Annotated in this window: 19 protein-coding genes; 7 read left to right on the top strand and 12 right to left on the bottom strand. The window is 69.6% G+C overall.

Translation table 11 applies throughout. The annotated features are described in order from the left end of the window. Positions 1-88: 88 nt before the first annotated feature. The 6 genes from EAT51_RS03720 to dnaA all read right to left on the bottom strand — a co-directional run bounded on the left by EAT51_RS03720 (position 89) and on the right by dnaA (position 8293). Positions 89-880, bottom strand: a complete 792-nt coding sequence (locus EAT51_RS03720; protein WP_205954243.1) for a M48 family metallopeptidase — start codon at positions 878-880, stop codon at positions 89-91. Between the two features lie 73 nt (positions 881-953). After that, on the bottom strand, positions 954-1811 hold the full coding sequence (locus EAT51_RS03715) for a CPBP family intramembrane glutamic endopeptidase (protein ID WP_228257805.1): 858 nt from the start codon (positions 1809-1811) through the stop codon (positions 954-956). Positions 1812-1815: 4 nt separating this feature from the next. Then, positions 1816-4284 (bottom strand): DNA topoisomerase (ATP-hydrolyzing) subunit B, encoded by a 2469-nt coding sequence (gene gyrB, locus EAT51_RS03710; protein WP_130561321.1) that lies wholly within the window; start codon positions 4282-4284, stop codon positions 1816-1818. A 118-nt stretch (positions 4285-4402) separates the two neighbouring features. Next, positions 4403-5485 carry a DNA replication/repair protein RecF gene (gene recF, locus EAT51_RS03705; RefSeq protein WP_130561320.1) on the bottom strand — a complete coding sequence of 361 codons (1083 nt, stop codon included), beginning with the start codon at positions 5483-5485 and terminating at the stop codon, positions 4403-4405. Between the two features lie 75 nt (positions 5486-5560). Then, positions 5561-6664: a DNA polymerase III subunit beta gene (gene dnaN / locus EAT51_RS03700; protein ID WP_130520359.1), complete on the bottom strand. Its 1104-nt coding sequence runs from the start codon at positions 6662-6664 to the stop codon at positions 5561-5563. Positions 6665-6952: 288 nt separating this feature from the next. After that, positions 6953-8293, bottom strand: a complete 1341-nt coding sequence (gene dnaA / locus EAT51_RS03695) for a chromosomal replication initiator protein DnaA (RefSeq protein WP_130520358.1) — start codon at positions 8291-8293, stop codon at positions 6953-6955. A gap of 222 nt (positions 8294-8515) precedes the next feature. Between dnaA and rpmH the strand changes: the two genes are divergently transcribed. The 5 genes from rpmH to EAT51_RS03670 all read left to right on the top strand — a co-directional run bounded on the left by rpmH (position 8516) and on the right by EAT51_RS03670 (position 14058). Then, the gene (gene rpmH / locus EAT51_RS03690) at positions 8516-8656 is read left to right on the top strand and encodes a 50S ribosomal protein L34 (protein WP_014162171.1); all 141 of its coding nucleotides are present in this window, start codon (positions 8516-8518) and stop codon (positions 8654-8656) included. A 93-nt stretch (positions 8657-8749) separates the two neighbouring features. Further along, positions 8750-9190 carry a ribonuclease P protein component gene (gene rnpA, locus EAT51_RS03685; RefSeq protein WP_130520356.1) on the top strand — a complete coding sequence of 147 codons (441 nt, stop codon included), beginning with the start codon at positions 8750-8752 and terminating at the stop codon, positions 9188-9190. 14 nt (positions 9191-9204) lie between these two features. Beyond that, positions 9205-10962, top strand: a complete 1758-nt coding sequence (gene yidC / locus EAT51_RS03680; RefSeq protein WP_130520355.1) for a membrane protein insertase YidC — start codon at positions 9205-9207, stop codon at positions 10960-10962. Between the two features lie 622 nt (positions 10963-11584). Next, positions 11585-12934 (top strand): tRNA uridine-5-carboxymethylaminomethyl(34) synthesis GTPase MnmE, encoded by a 1350-nt coding sequence (mnmE, locus tag EAT51_RS03675; protein ID WP_130520353.1) that lies wholly within the window; start codon positions 11585-11587, stop codon positions 12932-12934. A gap of 86 nt (positions 12935-13020) precedes the next feature. Next, entirely contained in the window at positions 13021-14058 is a 1038-nt protein-coding gene (locus tag EAT51_RS03670; RefSeq protein ID WP_130520351.1) for an energy transducer TonB, read from the top strand. Positions 14059-14125: 67 nt separating this feature from the next. Here the strand turns inward: EAT51_RS03670 and EAT51_RS03665 are convergent, their stop codons facing one another. From EAT51_RS03665 to EAT51_RS03640, 6 genes are all read right to left on the bottom strand, one after another. Next, a complete protein-coding gene (locus EAT51_RS03665; protein ID WP_130561319.1) occupies positions 14126-15307 on the bottom strand; it encodes an ABC transporter permease in 1182 nt (393 codons plus the stop codon). Beyond that, positions 15304-16050, bottom strand: a complete 747-nt coding sequence (locus EAT51_RS03660) for an ABC transporter ATP-binding protein (protein WP_130520347.1) — start codon at positions 16048-16050, stop codon at positions 15304-15306. The genes EAT51_RS03665 and EAT51_RS03660 overlap by 4 nt, the downstream gene beginning before the upstream one ends. Continuing rightward, positions 16047-17507 (bottom strand): alpha/beta hydrolase, encoded by a 1461-nt coding sequence (locus EAT51_RS03655; RefSeq protein ID WP_130520346.1) that lies wholly within the window; start codon positions 17505-17507, stop codon positions 16047-16049. The genes EAT51_RS03660 and EAT51_RS03655 overlap by 4 nt, the downstream gene beginning before the upstream one ends. 88 nt (positions 17508-17595) lie before the next feature. After that, on the bottom strand, positions 17596-17790 hold the full coding sequence (locus EAT51_RS03650) for a helix-turn-helix transcriptional regulator (RefSeq protein ID WP_130520344.1): 195 nt from the start codon (positions 17788-17790) through the stop codon (positions 17596-17598). Continuing rightward, on the bottom strand, positions 17787-18428 hold the full coding sequence (locus EAT51_RS03645; protein ID WP_130520341.1) for a hypothetical protein: 642 nt from the start codon (positions 18426-18428) through the stop codon (positions 17787-17789). The genes EAT51_RS03650 and EAT51_RS03645 overlap by 4 nt, the downstream gene beginning before the upstream one ends. A gap of 154 nt (positions 18429-18582) precedes the next feature. Continuing rightward, entirely contained in the window at positions 18583-19281 is a 699-nt protein-coding gene (locus tag EAT51_RS03640) for an FAD-binding oxidoreductase (protein WP_130520339.1), read from the bottom strand. Positions 19282-19420: 139 nt separating this feature from the next. Here EAT51_RS03640 and EAT51_RS03635 point away from each other — a divergent pair, with 139 nt between their 5' ends. After that, on the top strand, positions 19421-20389 hold the full coding sequence (locus EAT51_RS03635; protein ID WP_130520337.1) for an ABC transporter ATP-binding protein: 969 nt from the start codon (positions 19421-19423) through the stop codon (positions 20387-20389). Further along, on the top strand, positions 20386-21192 hold the full coding sequence (locus tag EAT51_RS03630) for an ABC transporter permease (RefSeq protein ID WP_130520335.1): 807 nt from the start codon (positions 20386-20388) through the stop codon (positions 21190-21192). Before EAT51_RS03635 ends, EAT51_RS03630 begins: the two co-directional genes overlap by 4 nt. Positions 21193-21284 lie beyond the last annotated feature (92 nt).

The following is a 21284-nucleotide window of genomic DNA, read 5'->3' as shown; positions in this document are numbered from 1 at the left end:
GTGACCGGGTCGGCGAAACTAGCAGAATCGCCAGCGCAATGTGTGCGGATTTCGTTGTCCCGGGCCTACAAATGGCCGGTTTCGCTATTCAACCGCAGCGGGGCTTGCGGCCGGCGGCGCGCGCGGCCTCGTAATCGGGCACCAGCGTGTCGGCGCGCGTGGACAGTTCGCGGATGCGCGACTGCGGATCGGGATGGGTGGAGAGCCACTGCGGCGGGCGGGCGCCGCCGGCGGAGAGCATGTTCTGCCACAGGTTCACCGCCTGGCGCGGGTCGAAGCCGGCCTGCGCCATCAGCCGCTGGCCGACCACGTCGGCCTCGCTCTCCTGGCGGCGCGAGTTGGGCAGCAGGAAGCCAGCATTGGCCGCCATGCCGCCGCCTTCGGTCACCAGCTGGCCGTAGTCGCCGGCCAGCGCGCCGAGGATAGCCAGCGCCTGCGAGGTGCGGACCTGATTGGTGATGCGCTCGTCGAAGTGATGTTCCACGACGTGGCCGATCTCGTGGCCGATCACCGCCGCCAGCTGGTCCTGGTTCTTGGCCACGGTGAAGATGCCGGTGTTGACGCCGACCTTGCCGCCGGGCAGGGCGAAGGCGTTGGGCTCCTTGTCCTCGAACACCGCCGTTTCCCAGGCGATGCCGCGCTCGCTGGCCGGAAGCTGGGCGACCAGGGCATTGACCACGCAGCGCACGTAGGCGATCTGCTTGGGGTCCTTGCTCAGCGGCTGCTTCTGCTTGGCCTCGGCGAAGGCTTGGGCGCCGAGTTGGTCCAGCTCGGCCTGGGAGACGGCGCCGACGTTCTGCCGGCGGCCGGTCGAGGAGGTCGTGGTGGCGCAGGCCGCCAGCAGCGCGGCCATCAGGCCGGCACAGAGCGGGGCGAGCAGGGCGCGGGGACGGCGGGTCATGGGGCGGGAGTCTTGCCGGGGTCGGGTGACGCCCTTGTCAAGCGCGGCAGACTCAGGCATCGATCCCGAACAGCAGCAGCATGCCGATGGCGAAGGCGTTGTTGAGCGCATGCGCCAGCACCGCCGCCCAGAGCGAGCCGGTGCGCCGGTAGACCCAGGCGAACGCGATGCCCATGCCGGTGTAGACCAGCCACAGCGGCGCGGCGGCGATCAGCGGCTTGCCGCCCAGGATCGGCGGCTCATGCATCAGGGCGAACAGCACGCCGCTGAGCACCATGCCCAGGCGCGGCCAGCCATCGCGCCACAGGCGCCGGAACAGCACCCGCCGGAACAGCACTTCCTCGTACAGCGGCGCCAGCACCACCGCGAACAGCACCAGCAGCAGCGGATGGCGGCCCACGGTGCCGCGCACCAGCTCCAGATTGCTCGGCTGCAGGGTCTCCTGGAAGGCGGCGGCGAGCTGGGCGCCGACGATGCTGCAGGTGATCGTGGCCGCGGCGGTGAACAGCACCAGCAGCCAGGTCGGGACCCGACGCAGGGCGGCGGCGGCGGCCTGACGCTCGCCCTTGCGCGCCGGGGCGCGCCAGGCCATCGCCAGCAGCGCCGTGCCGCCGACGGACAGCACGCTCATGGCCATCACCGCCAGCGGGCCAGGCCGGCCGATGGCCTGCATCATCGCCGCCGCATCGGCCGGCGCCGTGCCGTGGATGGCCAGCATCAGCCCGCGCCAGAAGCCCCAGGCGACCGCGCCGACCAGCGAGAGCAGGGCGAACAGCACGCCCATGATCAGCACTTCCAGCCCGAACCGGCGCAGCGCGGACGCCAGGGGCAGGGGAGCCGGGACCGCCGCCGCGGGCAGCGGCGGGGGGGCGCCGGGCAGGGCGGGCGCCTCCGTGCGCGCGTTCGTCACGGCGTCAGATGTCGAGGTTGGTGACCTTGAGGGCGTTGGCGTCGATGAACTCGCGCCGCGGCTCGACCACATCGCCCATCAGCGTGCTGAAGATCTCGTCGGCGGCGACCGCGTCCTCGATCCGCACCTGCAGCATGCGGCGCGTGTCCGGGTTCACCGTGGTATCCCACAGCTGCTCGGGGTTCATTTCGCCCAGGCCCTTGAAGCGCTGGATCTGGCGGCCCTTCTTGGCTTCCTCCAGCAGCCAGGCCTGGGCCTGGGCGAAGCTGGAGACTTCCTGGCTGCGGGTGCCGCGCTGGATCTGCGCGCCTTCGCGCACCAGGCCGTACAGCTGGGCGGCGACATCGCGCACCGCGCGCAGTTCACCGGTCTCGAACGAGGACAGCGGCAGCACCTGGGTCAGCTCTTCGCCCATGTGGCGGCGATGCGAGAGCAGGGCTGCAGGACGCTGGTCGTTGGCCGGCTGCAGTTCCAGAGTGTAACGAGGACTACCGATGCTGCTGCTGTTGAGGGCCGCTTCCAGCTTGCCCAGTTCGCTGCGCAGGGCATCGTCGGCCAGGCCGACCAGCGCATCGACCGGCGCGGCGTCGATCAGCGCCTCAAGCAGCGTGGTGTCGAAGCGATGGGCGTTGCGGCCGATCGCCTCACGCGCGTTGGCATAGAGGATCAGCAGCCGCTCCAGCACTTCGCCGGAGATCGGCGGCTCGCCGGTGGCCGGAATCAACGAGGCGCCTTCGACCGCGCTGTTGGCCAGGTACGCGTTGAGCGCCGCGTCGTCCTTCAGGTACAGCTCCTGCTTGCCCTGCTTGAGCTTGTACAGCGGCGGCAGGCCGATGTAGACGTGGCCGCGCTCGATCAGCTCGGGCATCTGCCGGTAGAAGAAGGTCAGCAGCAGGGTGCGGATGTGCGCGCCGTCCACGTCCGCGTCGGTCATGATGATGATGCGGTGGTAGCGCAGCTTGTCCGGGTTGTACTCGTCCTTGCCGATGCCGGTGCCCAGCGCGGTGATCAGCGTGCCGACCTGATCGGAGGAGAGCATGCGGTCGAAGCGCGCGCGCTCGACGTTGAGGATCTTGCCGCGCAGCGGCAGCACCGCCTGGTTCTTGCGATTGCGGCCCTGCTTGGCCGAGCCGCCGGCCGAGTCGCCCTCGACGATAAACAGCTCGGACAGCGCCGGATCCTTCTCCTGGCAGTCGGCCAGCTTGCCGGGCAGGCCGGCGATGTCCAGCGCGCCCTTGCGGCGGGTCAGGTCGCGCGCCTTGCGCGCGGCCTCGCGGGCGCGGGCGGCATCGACGATCTTGCCGGCGATGGCCTTGGCCTCGTTCGGGTTCTCCTGCAGGAACTCCTCTAGGCGCGCGCCGAAGGCGTTCTCGACCGCCGGGCGCACGTCGGAGCTGACCAGCTTTTCCTTGGTCTGGCTGGAGAAGCTGGGGTCGGGCACCTTCACCGACAGCACCGCGATCATGCCTTCGCGCATGTCGTCGCCGGTCAGGTTGATCTTGGCCTGCTTGGCGATGCCGTTCTGCTCGATGTAGGTGTTGAGCACGCGGGTCAGCGCGCCGCGGAAGCCGGCCAGGTGGGTGCCGCCGTCCTTCTGCGGGATGTTGTTGGTGAAGCAGTACATCGTCTCCTGGTAGGAGTCGGTCCACTGCAGCGCTACCTCCACGGTGATGCCGTTGTGCTCGCCGGTCACCGAGATCACGTTGGGGTGCAGCGGGGTCTTCAGCTGGGCCAGGTGCTCGACGAAGCTGCGGATGCCGCCCTCGTAGTGGAAATCGTCGCGGCGGCCCTCGCCGCGCTCGTCGGCGAGGACGATCTTGACGCCGGAATTGAGGAAGGACAGCTCGCGCAGGCGCCGGGCCAGGATGTCGTAGTGGAATTCCACGTTGTTGTGGAAGGCCACGACCGAGGGCCAGAAGCGCACGGTGGTGCCGCGCTTGGTGGTCTCGCCCAGCTGCTGCAGCGGGGCCACCGCCGCGCCGTTGCTGAATTCCTGCTGGTAGTGGGCGCCATTCTGGAACACGTCCAGCAGCAGCTTTTCCGACAGCGCGTTGACCACGCTGACGCCCACGCCGTGCAGGCCGCCGGAGACCTTGTAACTGTTGTCGTCGAACTTGCCGCCGGCATGCAGCACGGTCATCACCACCTCGGCGGCGGAGACCTCGCGGCCCAGCTTGGCGCTCATCTGCGCATGCTTGCCGACCGGGATGCCACGGCCGTTGTCGGACACCGACACCGAACCGTCGGCGTGGATGGTCACGGCGACATGGTCAGCATGGCCGGCCAGGGCCTCGTCGATGGAGTTGTCGACGACCTCGAAGACCATGTGGTGCAGGCCGGTGCCGTCGTGCACGTCGCCGATGTACATGCCGGGGCGCTTGCGCACCGCCTCCAGGCCTTCCAGGGCCGTGATGCTGTTGGCGTCGTAGTTGCCGTTCTGGCCGGGAGTGGTCGGCGGGTTCTGCTCGGTCATTCGCGTATCGATTGCCTGCACGGCCGGTCCGCCACGCAGCATGCGCAGGCGCGACCGGCACTGGGAAAGGACGCGAATTATAGCATTGGCCGGGGTTGGCCCCCTGATGGCCCCTGTCCTAGCGAGGCGCGACCGCGCCGTGTTCCACGTGGAACCAGGCGCCGGGCGTGCGGTCTCCGAGCCCGGCAGGCGGCTCGGTCCCGGTCAGGAAGATCTGGGCGCCGCTGCCGAGCAGGCGGTCCAGCACGCGCTGCTGATGGCGGCGGTCCAGCTCCGAGGCGAGGTCGTCCAGCGCGATCACCGGCCATTCCCCGCGCTGCACCGCGTAGTCCTGTGCCTGGGCAAGCAAGCAGGACAGGGCGGTGAGCTTGGCCTGGCCGCGGGACAGGGTTTCGCGCTGGGGCAGGGCGGCGTAATCGACGCGCCAGTCCGCGCGATGCGGCCCCACGCCGGTATGGCCGAACTGCCGGTCGCGATCCCGCGTCACCAGCAGCGCGTCGGCCAACGACAGCTCCTGGCGCTTCCAGCCGGGCGCAAAAGCCAGCTGTGCACGCCCCAGCATGGGCACCAGCGCCTCCGCGGCCTCCGAGAGCTGCGTCTGCAGACGGTCGAGGTAGGCCAGGCGGTGCGCGGTGACCGCTTCCCCGGCATCGGCCAGCTCCGCATCCCAGGCGTCCAACTGGGCCAGGCTGCCGCCGGCCTTCAGCAGGGCGTTGCGCTGCTTGAGGGCGCGGTTGTAGCGCCGCCAGGTCGGCAGGAAGTCCTGTTCCACGTGGAACAGGCCCCAATCCAGGAAACGCCGGCGTGGCTCGCCGCTCCCGGTCACCAGGGCATGGCTGCCCGGTTCGAAGCTCACGACGGCCAGCGCAGCGCACAGATCACCGAGCTGGGCCACGTTGTTGCCGTCCAGGCGCCCCTGCCACTCCTGACCGCTGTGGCGCAGGCCGGCCTTGCGCAGCCGCTCGTGGCCGGCTTCGGTCCATTCGACGAAGACCTCGACCGCGTCGGTGCCGGTCCGGATCAGCCCGTCGCGGACGCGGCCACGAAAGCTGCGCCCCCAGGCCATCAGGTGCAAGGCCTCAAGCAGGCTGGTCTTGCCGGCGCCGTTGTCGCCGGTGATGAGGTTCAGGCCTTGGGCAGGCGCCAGCTCGACCCGTTCGAACCTGCGCAGCCCGCCCACGACCAGCCGCGTCACGTCCAAGGTCGAACGCTCCCAAACGGCGACGCCCGGAAAACTCCGGGCGTCGCGTCGTGTTTCACGTGGAACAGCACCGCGTCAGAGGCGCAGTGGCATGACGACGTGGCGCGAACGCTGGCTGCCGGCCTCGCGCACCAGCGCCGAGGAATTCGCATCGCGCAGCTGGATCACGATGTGCTCGTCGCGCAGGGCGGACAGGGCATCGAGCAGGTAGTTGACGTTGAAGCCGATCGCCAGCGATTCGACCTTGGTGTCGGCCTCGATCTCTTCCTGCGCCTCTTCCTGCTCGGGGTTGTGCGCGCTGACCTTGAGCTGGCCGGGCGAGAGCTCCACGCGCACACCGCGGTACTTCTCGTTAGACAGGATCGCGGCGCGCTGCAAGGCGGCGCGCAGAACCTCGCGGTCCAGCTTGACCTCGATATCGGCGCCGATCGGGATCACCGCCTCGTAGTCGGGGAAGCGGCCGTCGATCAGCTTGGAAGTGAAGGTGACATCGTCGCGCTTGACGCGGATGTGGCTGCGGCCGACTTCCAGCTCCAGCACGCGGTCGCCGCCTTCCAGCAGGCGCTGCAGCTCGGTCACGCCCTTGCGCGGGACGATGATCTGACGCTTGGTCAGGCTGCCGCCGGTCTCCAGGCCCGATTCGCACAGCGCCAGGCGGTGGCCGTCGGTGGCCACGCAGCGCAGCGAGGTATCGCGCAGGTCGAACAGCAGGCCATTGAGGTAGTAGCGCACATCCTGCTGCGCCATGGCGAACGCGGTGCGCTCGATCAGCTCCTTCAGCGCCGCTTCCGGCACGGTGACGCGCTCGGTGGCCTCGACCTCGTCGACCGACGGGAAATCGTTGGCCGGCAGCGTGGCCAGGGTGAAGCGGCTGCGCCCTGCGGCGACGCTGACCTTGTCGCCGGTCTGGCTGACGGTGATGCGGCTGCCATCGGGCAGGGCGCGCACGATTTCGAACAGCTTGCGTGCCGGAATCGTGGTCTCACCGTCCTGGGCGTCCTCGACCGCGCTGCGCGCAATCATTTCGACTTCGAGGTCGGTGCCGGTCAGCGAGAGCTGGCCGTTGTTCACCTGCACCAGGAAATTGGCCAGCACGGGCAGGGTCTGACGACGCTCCACCACATTGACCACTTGCGCCAGGGGTTTGAGGAAAGCTTCTCGCTGCAGGCTGAAACGCATCGTGGGTGTCCCGGTGCTCTAGGTTTTTAGAAGTGTATAAATCTTAAAAGCTGATGGTGATGGTTGCCGCGGATTTCCGGGAAAACCGATCTAACCTATTGATCAGCCTCGTTTTTATTCGCTTGAAACCCGGTGGATGGCGTGTCGGTTTGCTGCGGGAAAAACTGTGGACAACTTTCATCGACAAATCGATCCACGCCTTATCCACAGCTTCGACCCCCTACCGCCCACCGGATGTTCCATGAATGCGGCGACCCGCACAGCATAGCCACCGCGGGGCCCGCCCGCTCACTCGCTGAGCTTGCGGATCAACTTGTCCCAGTCTTCCTTGAGCTTGCCGTCGGACTCCATCAGCGTGCGGATCTGCCGGCAGGCGTGCAGCACGGTGGTGTGGTCGCGCCCGGCGAAGGCGTCGCCGATCTCGGGCAGGCTGTGTTCGGTCAGCTCCTTGGTCAGGGCCATGGCCACCTGGCGCGGGCGCGCCAGCGAGCGGGTGCGGCGCTTGGACAGCAGATCCTTGATCTGCAGGCCGTAGTAGTCGGCCACGGTCTTCTGGATGTTGGGGATGCCGATGGCCTGCTGCTGGGCGCGCAGCAGGTCGCGCAGGGTCTCCTGGGCGAACTCCGGCGTGATCGCCCGGCCCAGGAAGTTGGCGCGCGCGGCCAGCGTGTTGAGCGCCCCTTCCAGGTCGCGCACGTTGGAGCGCATCTTCTTGGCCAGCAGGAAGGCCACATCGTCGGGGATGTGGGTGCCGCGCTCGGCCGCCTTGGACAGCACGATGGCCGCGCGGGTCTCGAAGTCAGGCGGGTCGATGGCCACCGACAGGCCCCAGGCCAGGCGCGACTTCAGCCGCGGCTCCAGGCCCTCCACCTCGCGCGGGTAGCGGTCGCAGGTCAGGATGATCTGCTGGCGACCGTCGAACAGCGCGTTGAAGGTGTGGAAGAACTCTTCCTGGGTGCGGTCCTTGCCGGCGAAGAACTGGATGTCGTCGATCAGCAGCGCGTCGACCTGCTGGAAACGGCGCTTGAACTGATCCATGGTCCGCTCGATCAGCGCCTTGGTCATGGCGCTGAAGAACTGCTCCGAGCGCAGGTACAGCACGCGCGCGGCCGGGTTCTGCCGGCGCATCTCGTTGCCGGCCGCGAACATCAGGTGCGTCTTGCCAAGCCCGGTGCCGCCGTACAGCAGCAGCGGGTTGTGGGCGCGATCGCCAGGCTTCTGCGCGGCCTGCCAGGCGGCGGCGCGGCCGAGCTGGTTGCTGCGCCCTTCGACGAAGTTGTCGAAGGTGTAGTGGGTATCGAGGTTGCCGGCGAAGGGCTCGACCGGCGCGGTGGCCGCGGTGGTCAGCGAGGCGCTCGCGCCGTTGCCCGAGGCGGCGGCCGGCTCGGCCGCCTTGGCCCGCGAGCCGACCGCCAGCGAGACCTGGTCGAAGCCGGCGTAATGGTCGATCAGCTCACGGATGCGCGGCAGGTAGCGCTCGCGCACCTGGTCGACGATGAAGGCATTGGGCGCATAGAGCACGACCGCGTCGGGACGCTGTTCGGCCTGCAGCGGCTTGAGCCAGGTGTGGACATCTTCGGCCGGTAATTCGGCTTCCAGGCGTTCTAGGCAGCGGGGCCAGGCATCCATCTTTGAGAGATCGGTCATCCAGCGCCGGGCCAGCTCGCGCAGCCCGACGGCACGTGGAAAAGAGGGTCGGGCAGGGTACCACGTCGTCCGCTTTGCCCACCGTCCGACCACCGCTCATCCACAGTTCCATCCACAGGCCGGGCACACGCAAGCTTGACGTGCGCTTTGGCCGCCCCGTAGAATTTCCGGTTCTTTCCACCCCTTATCGCCTGAGAGTGCCCCATGGCCACCAAGCGCACCTACCAGCCCAGCAACCTCAAGCGCAAGCGCGACCACGGTTTCCGTGCCCGCATGAAGACCGCTGACGGTCGCAAGATCCTCGCCCGTCGCCGCGCGAAGGGCCGCAAGACGCTCTGCGCCTGATGTCTCGCGCCGCGCCTTGTGCGCGGCCGGTCATCACAGCATGCGTTTGCACACCAAGCCCGCGCCGCGCAACGGCGCGGGCTTTGTCGTGCCATGAGTCCTGACGTTTCGTCCAAGACCTTTCCCCGCCGGGCGCGCGTGCGCACCTCGGCCGAGTACACCCGGGTCTTCGGCCTCGCCCGCCGCCACGCCACGCCGCTGATCGCCCTGCACCTGGCGGCCGGTGGCGAACAGGCGCGCCTGGGCCTGGCGGTCTCGCGCAAGGTCGACAAGCGCGCGGTCGGACGCAACCGCATCAAGCGCGTGCTGCGCGACCACTTCCGTGCGCTGCGCCTGGCGCTGCCGGCCGGCGACTACGTGCTGGTGGCACGCCCGGCGGCCGCGCAGGCCTCGGCCGCGCAGCTGCGCGCGGCCTTCGATCAGCTGCTGCAGCGCGCCGGCGCGTTGCCCGCCCCGGATGCGGGCGGCACAATGCGCCCCGCGCCAGCGCGCCCCTCCTCTTCCCTTTCCACGCCGGACGCTGCAACCGGCTGAGACTGCCTGCTTCCATGAACCAGACCCGTGTTTTCCTGATCTTCGCCTGGCTGATGGTGGCGACCCTGTTGTGGATGGAGTGGGGCAAGTGGAAGACCGCCCAGGACCATCCGGCCACCCCGGTGGCGGCGGCCACGACGACGCCCGCGGCCGATGCCGGCGGCAGCGGCGTGCCCAGCACCGAGGGGCTGGCGACCACGCCGTCGCCCGGCACCGCCGCGTCCACGACCGCGCCGGCCAATTCCGCCGCCGCCGCGCCGGCCGCGGCTTCGACCCAGGTCACCGTCACCACCGACACGCTCAAGCTGGTCATCGACGGCAGCAAGGTGCTGCGCGCGCAGCTGCTGCAATACCCGCAGAGCCGTGATCCCGGCGCGCCGCCGGTGGAACTGTTCAACCAGAACCCCGCCCAGCTCTACACCGCCGGCCTGGCCTGGACCAGCCAGGGCAGCGCCGCGCCGGGCCCGGGCGCGGTGTTCCGCCCCGAGCAGCCGCAGCGCGATTACATGCTGGCCAGCGGCCAGGACAGCTTGCGCATTCCCTTCGTCTGGGAAGGGAATGGCGTGCGCATCGTGCGCACCTTCACCATCACCCGCGGCGCCTATCTGGTCGGCGTCTCCGACCAGGTCACCAACACCGGCAGCGCGCCGTGGACGGCGGTGATCTATCGCCAGCTCGAGCGCACGCCGCCGCCGCCGGTCAAGGGCGGCATCACCAATCCGCATGCCTTCAGCCTGGTCGGCGCGGCCTGGCGCACCGCCAGCGGGGCCTACGAGCGCCGCAAGTTCGGCGACGACTACCTGGAAGACGGCAAGCTCAATCAGGACATGAAGGGCGGCTGGATCGCGATGCTGGAGCATCACTTCCTCAGCGCCTGGGTGCCCGATCCGCAGCAGCCGGCGCTGGTGTCGCTGGATGAGCGCACCGTCGGCGGCGTGCGCCGCTACCTGGTCAGCGAGACCGGACCCAGCCTGACCGTGGCGCCGGGCCAGACCGGCACCACCGATGCTCGGCTGTGGGTCGGCCCGAAGCTGGTTAAGGCAATCAAGGCCTCCGGCATTCCCGGCCTGGACAGCGCGGTGGACTACAGCCGCTTCGCGCCGCTGGCGGTGATCGGCTCGGGCCTGTTCTGGATCCTGAGCCATCTGCACGATCTGCTCGGCAACTGGGGCTGGTCGATCATCGGCCTGGTGGTGGTGGTCAAGCTGGTGCTGTTCCCGCTGTCTTCGGCCCAGTACAAGTCGATGGCTAAGATGCGCAAGTTCCAGCCGCGCATGCAGCAGCTCAAGGAGCGCTACGGCGAGGATCGGGCCAAGCTGCAGCAGGCCATGATGGAGCTGTACAAGAAGGAGAAGATCAACCCGATGGGCGGCTGTCTGCCGATCCTGGTGCAGATGCCGATCTTCCTGTGCCTGTACTGGGTGCTCAACGAGTCGGTCGAGCTGCGCCAGGCGCCGTGGATCCTGTGGATCCACGACCTCACCGCGCGCGATCCCTACTTCATCCTGCCGGTGCTCAACGTGCTGGTGATGTGGCTGACGCAGAAGCTCTCGCCGACCACGGGCATGGACCCGACCCAGGCCAAGATGATGCAGTTCATGCCGCTGATCTTCGGCGCGACCATGGCCTTCTTCCCCTCTGGCCTGGTGCTGTACTGGGTGACCAACGGCAGCCTGGGCCTGCTGCAGCAGTGGTGGATGGGCCGCGTCCACGGCCAGCCCTCGCTGGGCAAGCCGGAAAGCGACAAGCCGGACAAGACGGTCCGCAAGTAAGTCGCTCCACGCTTCACCGCAAAAGCCCACCGTCATCGGCGGGCTTTTCTTTTGTCTCTTTCACGTTGATGGATCGCGGCGTGTGGGCGTTGTGGCTTCGGATGGGCAGGGGCGGCTCGCGTCAAGTCACAACGCTTCGGTTTGCGCGGTCGTTCAAGCCTCTCCCTCCCGACCAACGCGATCAGCGACGGGAAGGCATCGACTTGAGGCCCCCTCCCTTGCGCGCAGCGCAGGGGAGGGATGGGGAGGGGTCGGGGCTTTACCGGGCAAGCCACAGAAGCGAAGAGCAAAAGCACCCCACCCCGGCCCCCCACTTCGCCTGCGGCGAAAGAGAAGGGGCAGAGCGCTTGCTCGATGCCTTCGGGTCGGAAGGAGCCGTGGTCTATCCGCCGCGAAAGCCTCGACCCTGGCGGACGCGCGGAGAGCGGGCCAGGGATGGCGGACCGAGCCGAGGAGTCGCGCCCGGCCGGGTCGAGGCTGCTCGGCGAAGTCCGCTCTCCATGACCGCGCTCATGTCATCAGCCGGCGTGTCCCCCGCACGCCGGCGAAGCCTCTTTTGTTTTTGGGCGGCGGCACGGGCACGATGCCGTCCGCCGCACTGTCCTTATCGAATCCGCACGCCATGCACGCATCGCCCTCGCACACCGACACCATCGCCGCCGTGGCCACTGCCGCCGGCGCGGGCGGGGTGGGCATCGTGCGCCTGTCGGGCCCGCGTGCGAGGCAGATCGCCCAGGCGATGGGCGCGGGCGAGTTGGCGCCGCGGCAGGCGCGCTACGCGCGCTTCGTCGATGGCGCGGGCGAGGTGATCGACGACGGCATCGCGCTGGCCTTCGTCGCGCCGGCCAGCTTCACCGGCGAGGACGTGGTCGAACTGCAGGCGCACGGCAGCCCGGTGGTGCTGCGTGCGCTGGTGGCGCGCGCCTGCGCGCTGGGTGCGCGCCAGGCGCGGCCGGGCGAGTTCTCCGAACGCGCCTTCCTCAACGGCAAGCTCGACCTGGCCCAGGCCGAGGCGGTGGCCGACCTGATCGCCGCCGGCGACGCGCGCGCGGCGCGTGCGGCGCGGCGTTCGCTCGATGGCGTGTTCTCGCGCCGCGTCGAAGCCCTGGCCGAGCAGCTGCTGCGGCTGCGGGTCCACGTGGAGGCGGCGATCGACTTCGCCGACGAGCCGCTGGAGACCTTGGGCGGCGCGGCGGTGCATGCCGGCGTGCAGGCGCTGCTGGCCGATCTCGAACAGCTGCTGGACGAAGCCCAGCGCGGTCGCCGGCTGCGCGATGGCCTGCACGTGGTGATCGTCGGGCCGCCCAACGCCGGCAAGAGCTCGCTGCTCAACGCCCTGGCCGGGCGCGAACGCGCCATCGTCACCGACACCGCCGGCACCACGCGCGACACGCTGCACGAAGTGATCCGCATCGACGGCGTCGAACTGACCCTGGTCGACACCGCCGGTCTGCGCGAGGGCGGCGATGCGATCGAACGCGAGGGCATGCGCCGCGCCGGCGACGAACTGCGCCGCGCCGATGTGGCGCTGGTGATGCTCGACGCGCGCGACCCGCAGGCCGGCCGCGCCGCGGTGGCCGATGTGCTGGATCCGGCCACGCCCAAGCTGTGGCTGCACAACAAGCTCGACCTGTTGCCCGACGCGCCGCGCCTGGACCAGGCCGCGCTGGCGCTGTCCACGCGCACCGGCGCCGGCCTCGATGCGCTGGTGGCGCGCCTGCAGGCCCTGGCGCTGGGCCAGGCCGGCGCCGCGGTGGAGGGAGAATTCTCGGCGCGCGCCCGCCACGTACAGGCGCTGGAAGACGCACGCGAGCACGCGGCACTGGCAAAACGCGAGCTCGATCACGAATCCCTGGCGCTGGCCGCCGAAGAACTGCGCCTGGCCCACGACGCGCTGGGCGAGATCACCGGCAGGATCTCGCCCGACGCCTTGCTGGGCCGGATCTTTTCCACGTTCTGCATCGGCAAGTGACCCGCCCGGGCAGTTGACAACCGCGGCGCTTGACGCGAGTTTCGCCACTTGGTCTGCGCCATGCGGACCCTTCAGGGGAACCATCGATGTCCAAGCTCACACCGACCGCCCTGCGGCCCGTGGCCGCCTTTGCGCTGCTGGGACTGCTCGCCGCCTGCTCGCAGCAGCCTGCTTCCACGCCGGCCGCCAGCACGCCGCCGCCGGCCGACCCGCAGAGCGCCGCCCAGGCCATCGCCGCCGATGCCGCGCCCAAGGGCGCGGTGGCGGCCAGCGTGCAGGCCATGAGCACCGACGATCTACGCGCCGCCGCCACGCGTGCGATCGGCCAGAACCGTCTGTACGCACCGGCTGGCGACAATGCGGTGGAGTACTACCTGGCCCTGCGCGACAAGCAGCCCGACGATCCGGCGGTGACCAGTGCGCTGACCGACTTCATGCCCTACACGGTGATCGCCGCCGAGCAGAGCATCGGCCGCAAGGACTTCGACGAGGCCCGGCGCCTGCAGGCGCTGATCCGCAAGGCCGATCCGAACGCGCCGTCCCTGCCACGGCTAGCGGCGGCCACCGAGGCCGGCGAGAAGCTGCTGGCCCAGCAGAGCAGCGACGAGGTGGCCAAGGCCAAGGCCGCCGCCGAGGCCAAGACCAGGGAGGCCCAGCGCCTGGCCGAACAGGCCGCCCAGCAGAAGCAGGCAGCGCAGGCGCCGGCCGCCCAGCCGCGCGCCGCGCGCGAGGACAACACCCGCGATGCGCCGGCAGCACCGGCGTCCGCGCCGGCGCCGCGCCCGCAGGCGGCCGCCGAACGTCCGGCGCCGGTTGCGGCAGCGCCCGCCGAGTCATCGGGATCGCCCTCGTCCGCGCCGGCCGCCTCCAGCGGCGAGCGGCGCCTGCTCAGTGCGCCGCCGCCGCGTTATCCGATGGATGCGCTGCGCGCCGGCACCAGTGGCCAGGTGGTGGTGGAGATCACCATCGGCGGCGATGGCGATGTCAGCAACGTGCGCGTGGTCCAGGCCACGCCGCCGCGCGTGTTCGATCGCGCCGCGCTGACCGCGGTCAAGCGCTGGAAGTTCGAGCCCACCGGCGCCACCAGCACCACGCGCCGCACGATCGCCTTCAACCCGGGCTGAGCGCGCCCGGCAACGCAAAAAAAAAGGCCGGCATTGCCGGCCCTTGTTCGTTGCGGGCGATGCAGGCTCAGCCGGAGATCGCCAGCTGCTCGCCGCGGTAGCGGCGCACCGCCAGGAACCACATCAGCCCGGCCAGGGCGAAGCTGGCGCCCAGATAGATGCCCCACTGCGCCGGCGAGACGACCTCGCCACGCACGACCTTCAGGATCAGCTGGTTCTGCGCCAGGAACGGCACGGCGAACTGCCACAGCTGGGTCTTGACCGGGTTCACCATCAGCACGATCGAGGGCAGCATCGGCAGCAGCATCAGCCAGCTCATGTGGCTCTGCGCTTCCTTCATGCTCTTGGCCGTGGCCGACAGGTAGGTCAGCAGCGTGGTGCCGATGAACACCATCGGCATCAGGATCAGCAGCAGCAGCGCGATGGTGGAAAAGCTCACCGCCATCTGCCGCCCGACCGTGGGCGAGATCACCGCGGTGAGCTTGAACATCAGCAGGGTCAGCGCCAGCGACAGCAGTGCCACCGCGCAGGCCGCGGCGACCTTGCCGCTGACCACCGCGCCGCGCGGGGCGGGCGTGGCCAGCAGCGGCTCCAGCGACTGGCGTTCGCGCTCGCCGGCGGTGCCGTCCATGATCAGGTAGGCGCCGCCGATGAAGGCGCTGAGGATCAGCAGGTACGGCAGCAGCACGCCCACCAGCCGGCCGCGCTTGGCCTCCTCGGAGGCCATGTCGGTGTCGCTGATCTGCAGCGGCGCGGCTGCGGCAGGGCTGACACCGCGCGCGAGCAGGCGCAGCGCGCCGACCTGGCTGTTGTAGGCGCGCAGCAAGGCCTGCACGCGCTTGACCGGCACCTCGGCGTTCTGCCGGGTCGAATCGCTCAGGATCTCCACCGGCGCCGGTTCGCTCTTGCGCCACTTCTCACCGTAGTCATCGCCGATGCGCAGGATCACGTCGGCCTTCTGCTCGGCGATGGCCGCGGCGACATCGGCCGGGGGATCGACGATGGTGACGTTCTGGCCTTCCAGCCAGGCGATCAGGTTGGGCGCGTGCTGCTTGCCGATCACCGGCAACTCCAGCGGCTTGTCGGTCAGGTCGCGGATGCGGTTCTCGGTCAGGGTGAACAGGCCGATCAGCAGTACCGGCACCAGCACCGGACTCAGCAGCAGCGAGAGCGCCACGGTGCGGCGATCGCGGAAGAAGTCGAGCAACTCCTTGCGCATCACCACCCACAGGGTCTTGAGACTGTTCATGCGAGCAGGCCCTCCTCCGAACCGATCGCTTCGACGAAGGCGTCCTCCAGGTTGTCCCGGCCGTACAGCGCGCGCAGTTCATCGGGCGTGCCGGCGGCCACCACCGTGCCCTTGGCGATGATCACGATGCGATCGCACAGTGCGGCCACCTCCTGCATGATGTGGCTGGAGAACACCACGCAGCGGCCTTCGCCGCGCAGCTGCTTGAGAAATTCGCGCAGGCCGCGGGTGGTCATCACATCCAGGCCGTTGGTCGGTTCGTCCAGTACGACGTTGCGCGGGTCGTGCACCAGCGCGCGGGCGATGGCGGTCTTGGTGCGCTGGCCCTGGCTGAAGCCCTCGGTGCGCCGGTCCAGGAAGTCGGTCATGTTCAGCGCGTGCGCCAGGCGCTCGGTGCGCGCGGCGATGGTGGCCTTGTCCAGGCCGTGCAGCGCGCCGAAGTAGGCGATGTTCTCGCGAGCGGTCAGGCGCTTGTACACGCCGCGCGCGTCGGGCAGCACGCCCAGTGCGCGCCGCGCGGCCTGCGGATCTGCGGCCACGTCCAGCCCGTCGATCAGCACCTGCCCCTGGTCGGGCTGCATCAGCGTGTAGAGCATGCGCAGGGTGGTGGTCTTGCCGGCGCCGTTGGGACCGAGCAGGCCGGTGATCTGGCCGTCGGCGGCGGTGAAGTCCACCCCGCTCACGGCCTTGACCACGGTCTTCTTCGATTGGAAGGTCTTGTGGAGATTCTGCAGGGCGATCATGGGTCCCATCCGTAGAAGCCGGTGAAAGGCGGGGTGTCGGTGAGGCGGTCCAGGCACGTGGCGTCGAGCGACTTGGCGTCGGCCTTGTCCAGGAACTGGCCCAGCAGCTGCGGCGCGCAGCCCACGGCGATGACGTTGTGGCCCTGGCCCTTGAGCACCAGGTGGCGCGCGTTGGGCAGCGACTTGGCCACCTCCGCGCCGTAGCGCGGCGGGGTCACCGGATCGAACTGACCGCTCAGCAGCAGCGCCGGCACATCGGTGGACAACGGCTTGCGGAAGTTCGCCGCGCGCGTGCCCTTGGGCCATACCGCGCACTGCGCCTTGAGCCCCTCGACGATGGCGTTGCCCAGCAGCGAGCCGTCCTGCCTGGGATCGGGTGCGAGCTCGCTACCGTCCTCGGCGCAGATCACCGACAGCTGCATGCCCATGGCCATCGAATCGGAGAGCGAGCCGCCGATCAGGCTGGCCGTGGCGGCCAGCGTGTCGTAGCGGCCCTGCGCGGCTTCGGCGAACTGCAGGGGCAGGGTGGCGGTCATCAGCGGCATGTAGGCGGACATGCGCACCAGCCCGGCCACATCACCGGCGTGCAGGGTTTCCTGGCGCGCCGCGCCGGTGACCGGGTCGCGGAAGTTCACCGTCGGCGGCTGCGTGCGCAGGGTCTGCATCAGCGCGTTGAGGCGCTGGCGCGGGTTGCCCAGCTTGTCGGCGCAGGCCTTGTCGTTGGCGCAGCGGCCGAACTGCAGGTCCAGCGCGCTTTCCAGGTTCTGCGCGAACTCGTTGCCCAGCACCAGCGAATTGGGCGCCACGCCGTCGAGCACGATGGCGCGCGTGTGCTGCGGATAGGTGGCCGCGTACTGCTGGGCCACGCGCGTGCCGTAGGACACGCCGACCAGATCGATCTTGGCCGCGCCGATGGCCTGGCGCACCGCATCCAGGTCGGCGATCGCATCGCCGGTGGTGTAGAAGCGTGGGTCGGCCTTCTTCTCCAGCTGCGCCAGGCAGCTGCGCGCATAGGCGCCGGCGCCATCGGGCGTGTCGATGTCCTGCGCCTTGTCCGGCTGCGGGCATTGCAGCGGATTGGAGCCGCCGGTGCCGCGCTGGTCGACCAGGATCACGTGGCGCTTGGCGTTGACCTTGGCGAAGGCGGTCTGCAGCTGCGGATAGGTATCCAGCGCCGACTGGCCCGGGCCGCCGGCCAGCATGAACACCGGATCGGGCTCGGCGGAGGTGTCGTTCTGCGCCGGCACCCAGCCGATGCGCAGGGCGATCTTGCGTCCGCCCGGGGCGGCGCGGTTCTCCGGCACCTGCAGCGTGGCGCACTGGGCCTCCACCGAGGCGGGCATCAGCGGCGCGCTGAGCGTGCAGGGCTTGAACTCCAGCGTGCCCAGCGTGCGCGCCTGCGCCGCCGGGACACTGGCCGCCAGCAGCAGGGCTGGCCACCACCATCGTTGTTGCATGGGACTCTCCTTGGAAGGCATCCGTGGTCCGGATGTGGATGCTGACATGACGCGCGGCGCCGGCCGATGTGACCGGGTGCGGCGCCGCTTACGGTTCGAACAGGAAGATCGCCTCGATCGGCTCGCCGAACAGCCGGGCGATCTGGAAGGCCAGCGGCAGGCTGGGGTCGTACTTGCCGGTCTCGATCGAGTTGACGGTCTGGCGCGACACGCCCAGGCGCTGGCCCAGCGCCGCCTGCGACCAGCCGCGCGCCTCGCGCAGTTCGCGCACGCGGCTGTTCACAGGTACTTGCGCAGCTGCCAGGTGTAGACCACCAGCTGCACCACCATCAGCCACACGCCCACCCACAGCAGGGCGTTGCCGGCGTCGATCCGCACCAGCCCCAGGCGCAGCAGCAGCCAGACGGCGAAATAGCCCTGCGAGACCAGCAGCGCCGCCAGCGCCCAGCTTTCCACCTCCAGCTTGCGCATCAGCTCGTCCAGCTGGCGCAGGCGCAGCACGGTGGCCGCCACGAACAGCCCCATCGCCAGCAGCGGCAGCGCGCCCAGGACCAGCACCTGCAGCGGCGAGGCGGTCTGCGGCACGCCCCAGCGCGCCAGCAGCACCAGCAGCACGTACAGCGCCAGGGCGATGCCGCTGAACCAGCGCACGCGCCGGTCGGCGCAGGCGCCCTGTTCGCGGGCCTCCAGCAGCAGGAAATAGGTGCGGCGGGCACCGGGGATCAGCAGCACCAGCAGCAGCACGGCCAGCGCGGTGCCCATGCCCGCCGCCATGCCCAGCAGCGTCTGCCGCCCCTCGGCGCTGAGCGTGGGCAGCAGGCCCGGCACCAGCGCCAGCACCGCCACCGCGGCGGCCAGGGCCGCGATCAGCGGCAGGCGCCAGCGCAGCGAGCGCGGCGGCGGCGTGGTCTGGTCATTCATCGGCGTGCCCCGCCTGTGGCGAAAGGCGGCGCGCCTGGGCGCGGTCGTGCAACGGAAGCGGTGTCCATGCGAAGCGCGATGTCAAGGAAGGTTGACACCATCCTGCGCGCGGCAGCGGCGGCGTGTCAAGCACGCTTTACATCGCGGCCAGGCGCTATTTCGAGCTGACGTATTTCTCGCGACGGATCTGCGGGATCGGCAGGCCTTCGCCCTTCAGCGCCTCGAAGCAGGCGTCGACCATGTCCGGGTTGCCGCACAGGTAGGCGATGTCGCGGGCCGGGTCGGGCGCGATGCCCGGCAGGGCCTGCTGCACGTAGCCGTGGTGCGCGCCGGCCTGCTGCTCGCGCGAGAGGCAGGGCAGGTAGGAGAAGCCCGGGTGTGCGGCGCCGAAGGCGGCGAACTCGTCGTGGTAGAGCAGCTCGCCCAGGGTGCGCGCGCCCTGCAGCAGCACCACCTCGACGCCGCGCCCGGCCATGGCCGCGGCCAGCGCCGGCAGCATGGCCCGGTACGGCGTCACGCCGGTGCCGGTGGCGATCAGCACATAGCGCGCATTGGCATCGCCCGGCTGCAGGGTGAAGCGGCCGAACGGCCCGCTGGCCTGCACCACCTGGCCCGGCGTCAGCGCCTCGAACAGCGCCGTGGCCGCTCCGCCCGGCACATAGCTCACCGCCATCTCCACCGTGCCGTCGGCCGCCGCGCCGGGCGTGCGCACGTTGGCCAGCGAATAGCTGCGCCGCGCCGCGCTGCCGTCGGCCATGGTGAAGTGCACCTGGACGAACTGCCCGGGGATGAAATCCAGCGCGGCCTGGTCGGCGCGGCGGAACACGTAATGGCCCACGCTCGGGGCCAGCATGCGGCGAGCGATGAATTCCAGCGGAAACTGCGCGATGGCCAAGGCGTTGGAACGGTGTGATGCCCGGGCTGCCGGGGCGGGGCACCTATAATAGGGCTCTGTCTGTCATGCGGGCTCAACGCCCGCGCCAAGGCCTTCCATGACCTCGCTCTCCCCTGTCGCCGGTCCCGTGCCGGCGCTGTCCATCGTCGATCTGAAAAAGCGCTACGACAACGGCGTCGAAGCGCTCAAGGGCGTGTCGCTGAGCGTGGAGCCCGGCGACTTCTTCGCCCTGCTCGGGCCCAACGGCGCCGGCAAGTCCACGCTGATCGGCATCATCTCCTCGCTGGTCAACAAGACCTCCGGGCAGGTGCAGGTGTTCGGCACCGACCTGGTCGCGCACCGCGACGCGGCCATGCGCCTGATCGGCCTGGTGCCGCAGGAGATCAACTTCAACCTGTTCGAGAAGCCCTTCGACATCCTGGTCAACTACGCCGGCTTCTACGGCATCCCACGCGATGAGGCCGTTCCGCGCGCGGAAGAGGAGCTCAAGCGCGCGCAGCTGTGGGACAAGGCCTTCCTGATGAGCCGCACGCTCTCCGGCGGCATGAAGCGGCGGCTGATGATCGCCCGCGCCATGATGACCCGCCCGCGCCTGCTGATCCTGGACGAACCCACCGCCGGGGTGGACATCGAGATCCGCCGCGGCATGTGGAAGACGCTGCGCGAGATCAACGCCGCCGGCACCACGATCATCCTCACCACCCATTACCTGGAGGAAGCCGAGAGCCTGTGCCGCAACCTGGCGATCATCAACCACGGCCGCATCGTCCAGCAGGGCCCGATGCGCGCGCTGCTGGCGCAGCTGGACGTGGAGGGCTTCCTGCTGGACATCGACGGCGAGCTGCCCGCGCAGCTGCCGGTGATCGAGGGCGCCACGCTGCTGGCCGCCGACCCGCATACGCTGGACCTGGACATGCCGCGGCAGATGGAACTCAACCGCGTGTTCGACGCGCTCGATGAGGCCGGCATCCGCGTGCGCTCGATGCGCACCAAGTCCAACCGGCTCGAAGAGCTGTTCGTCCGCATGACCGCTGCGCCCGCCGCCGCGCAGGAGACCTCCGCATGAGCAGCACCCCGACCCTGGTGCCGACCACCAGCAACGCCCGCCGCAACCTGACCGCGCTGTGGACCATCACCCGGCGCGAGATCGCCCGCATCCTGCGCATCTGGGGCCAGACCCTGGTGCCGCCGGCGATCACGATGACGCTGTACTTCCTGATCTTCGGCGGCCTGATCGGCTCGAAGATCGGCGACATGGGCGGCTTCTCCTACATGCAGTTCATCGTGCCGGGCCTGGTGATGATGAGCGTGATCCAGAACAGCTACGGCAACATCTCCTCCAGCTTCTTCGGCGCCAAGTTCGGGCGCCATGTCGAGGAGCTGCTGGTCAGCCCGATGCCCAACTGGGTGATCCTGCTGGGCTACGTGGCCGGCGCGGTGCTGCGCGGTCTGATGGTCGGCGCCATCGTGCTGGCGATCGCGATGTTCTTCACCCCGGTGCGCGTGCCGCACCCGCTGGTGACGCTGAGCACCGTGCTGCTGGGCGCGACCATCTTCTCGCTGGCCGGCTTCGTCAACGCGGCCTATGCCAAGAAGTTCGACGACATCGCCATCGTGCCGACCTTCATCCTGACCCCGCTGACCTATCTGGGCGGCGTGTTCTATTCGGTCAAGCTGCTGCCGGGCTGGGCGGAAGGCGCCACGCACCTCAACCCGATCTTCTACATGGTCAACGCCTTCCGCTACGGCCTGCTGGGCAGTTCGGACGTGCCGCTGTGGGTGGCCTATGCGCTGATGCTGGGCTTCGTCGTCGCCCTGGCCGCGCTGGGCCTCTACCTGCTCAAGCGCGGCGTGGGGCTGCGCAGCTGACGGCCGCATCGGGCCCTGCGTCAGCGACGCACGGCCCGGCCGGTGCGGCGGTCCACCGCCGCGCACTACACTTGCCGGCCATCCCAGGCAAA

Origin of the sequence: Pseudoxanthomonas winnipegensis (assembly GCF_004283755.1) — a bacterium.
Classification (GTDB): Bacteria; Pseudomonadota; Gammaproteobacteria; order Xanthomonadales; family Xanthomonadaceae; genus Pseudoxanthomonas_A; species Pseudoxanthomonas_A winnipegensis.
Note: the sequence above shows the minus strand (reverse complement) of the source record. Positions and strands in the feature narration are given on the sequence as shown.

Bases quoted from the DNA above. Each gene is read 5' to 3' on its own strand.
- yidC (WP_130520355.1), top strand. From the start codon at position 9,205: ATGAACCAGACCCGTGTTTTCCTGATCTTCGCCTGGCTGATGGTGGCG.
- EAT51_RS03645 (WP_130520341.1), bottom strand. From the start codon at position 18,428: ATGAATGACCAGACCACGCCGCCGCCGCGCTCGCTGCGCTGGCGCCTG.
- rpmH (WP_014162171.1), top strand. From the start codon at position 8,516: ATGGCCACCAAGCGCACCTACCAGCCCAGCAACCTCAAGCGCAAGCGC.
- dnaA (WP_130520358.1), bottom strand. From the start codon at position 8,293: ATGGATGCCTGGCCCCGCTGCCTAGAACGCCTGGAAGCCGAATTACCG.
- EAT51_RS03660 (WP_130520347.1), bottom strand. From the start codon at position 16,050: ATGATCGCCCTGCAGAATCTCCACAAGACCTTCCAATCGAAGAAGACC.
- rnpA (WP_130520356.1), top strand. From the start codon at position 8,750: ATGAGTCCTGACGTTTCGTCCAAGACCTTTCCCCGCCGGGCGCGCGTG.
- EAT51_RS03640 (WP_130520339.1), bottom strand. From the start codon at position 19,281: ATGCTGGCCCCGAGCGTGGGCCATTACGTGTTCCGCCGCGCCGACCAG.
- dnaN (WP_130520359.1), bottom strand. From the start codon at position 6,664: ATGCGTTTCAGCCTGCAGCGAGAAGCTTTCCTCAAACCCCTGGCGCAA.
- mnmE (WP_130520353.1), top strand. From the start codon at position 11,585: ATGCACGCATCGCCCTCGCACACCGACACCATCGCCGCCGTGGCCACT.
- EAT51_RS03670 (WP_130520351.1), top strand. From the start codon at position 13,021: ATGTCCAAGCTCACACCGACCGCCCTGCGGCCCGTGGCCGCCTTTGCG.
- EAT51_RS03635 (WP_130520337.1), top strand. From the start codon at position 19,421: ATGACCTCGCTCTCCCCTGTCGCCGGTCCCGTGCCGGCGCTGTCCATC.
- EAT51_RS03630 (WP_130520335.1), top strand. From the start codon at position 20,386: ATGAGCAGCACCCCGACCCTGGTGCCGACCACCAGCAACGCCCGCCGC.
- gyrB (WP_130561321.1), bottom strand. From the start codon at position 4,284: ATGACCGAGCAGAACCCGCCGACCACTCCCGGCCAGAACGGCAACTAC.
- EAT51_RS03665 (WP_130561319.1), bottom strand. From the start codon at position 15,307: ATGAACAGTCTCAAGACCCTGTGGGTGGTGATGCGCAAGGAGTTGCTC.
- EAT51_RS03655 (WP_130520346.1), bottom strand. From the start codon at position 17,507: ATGCAACAACGATGGTGGTGGCCAGCCCTGCTGCTGGCGGCCAGTGTC.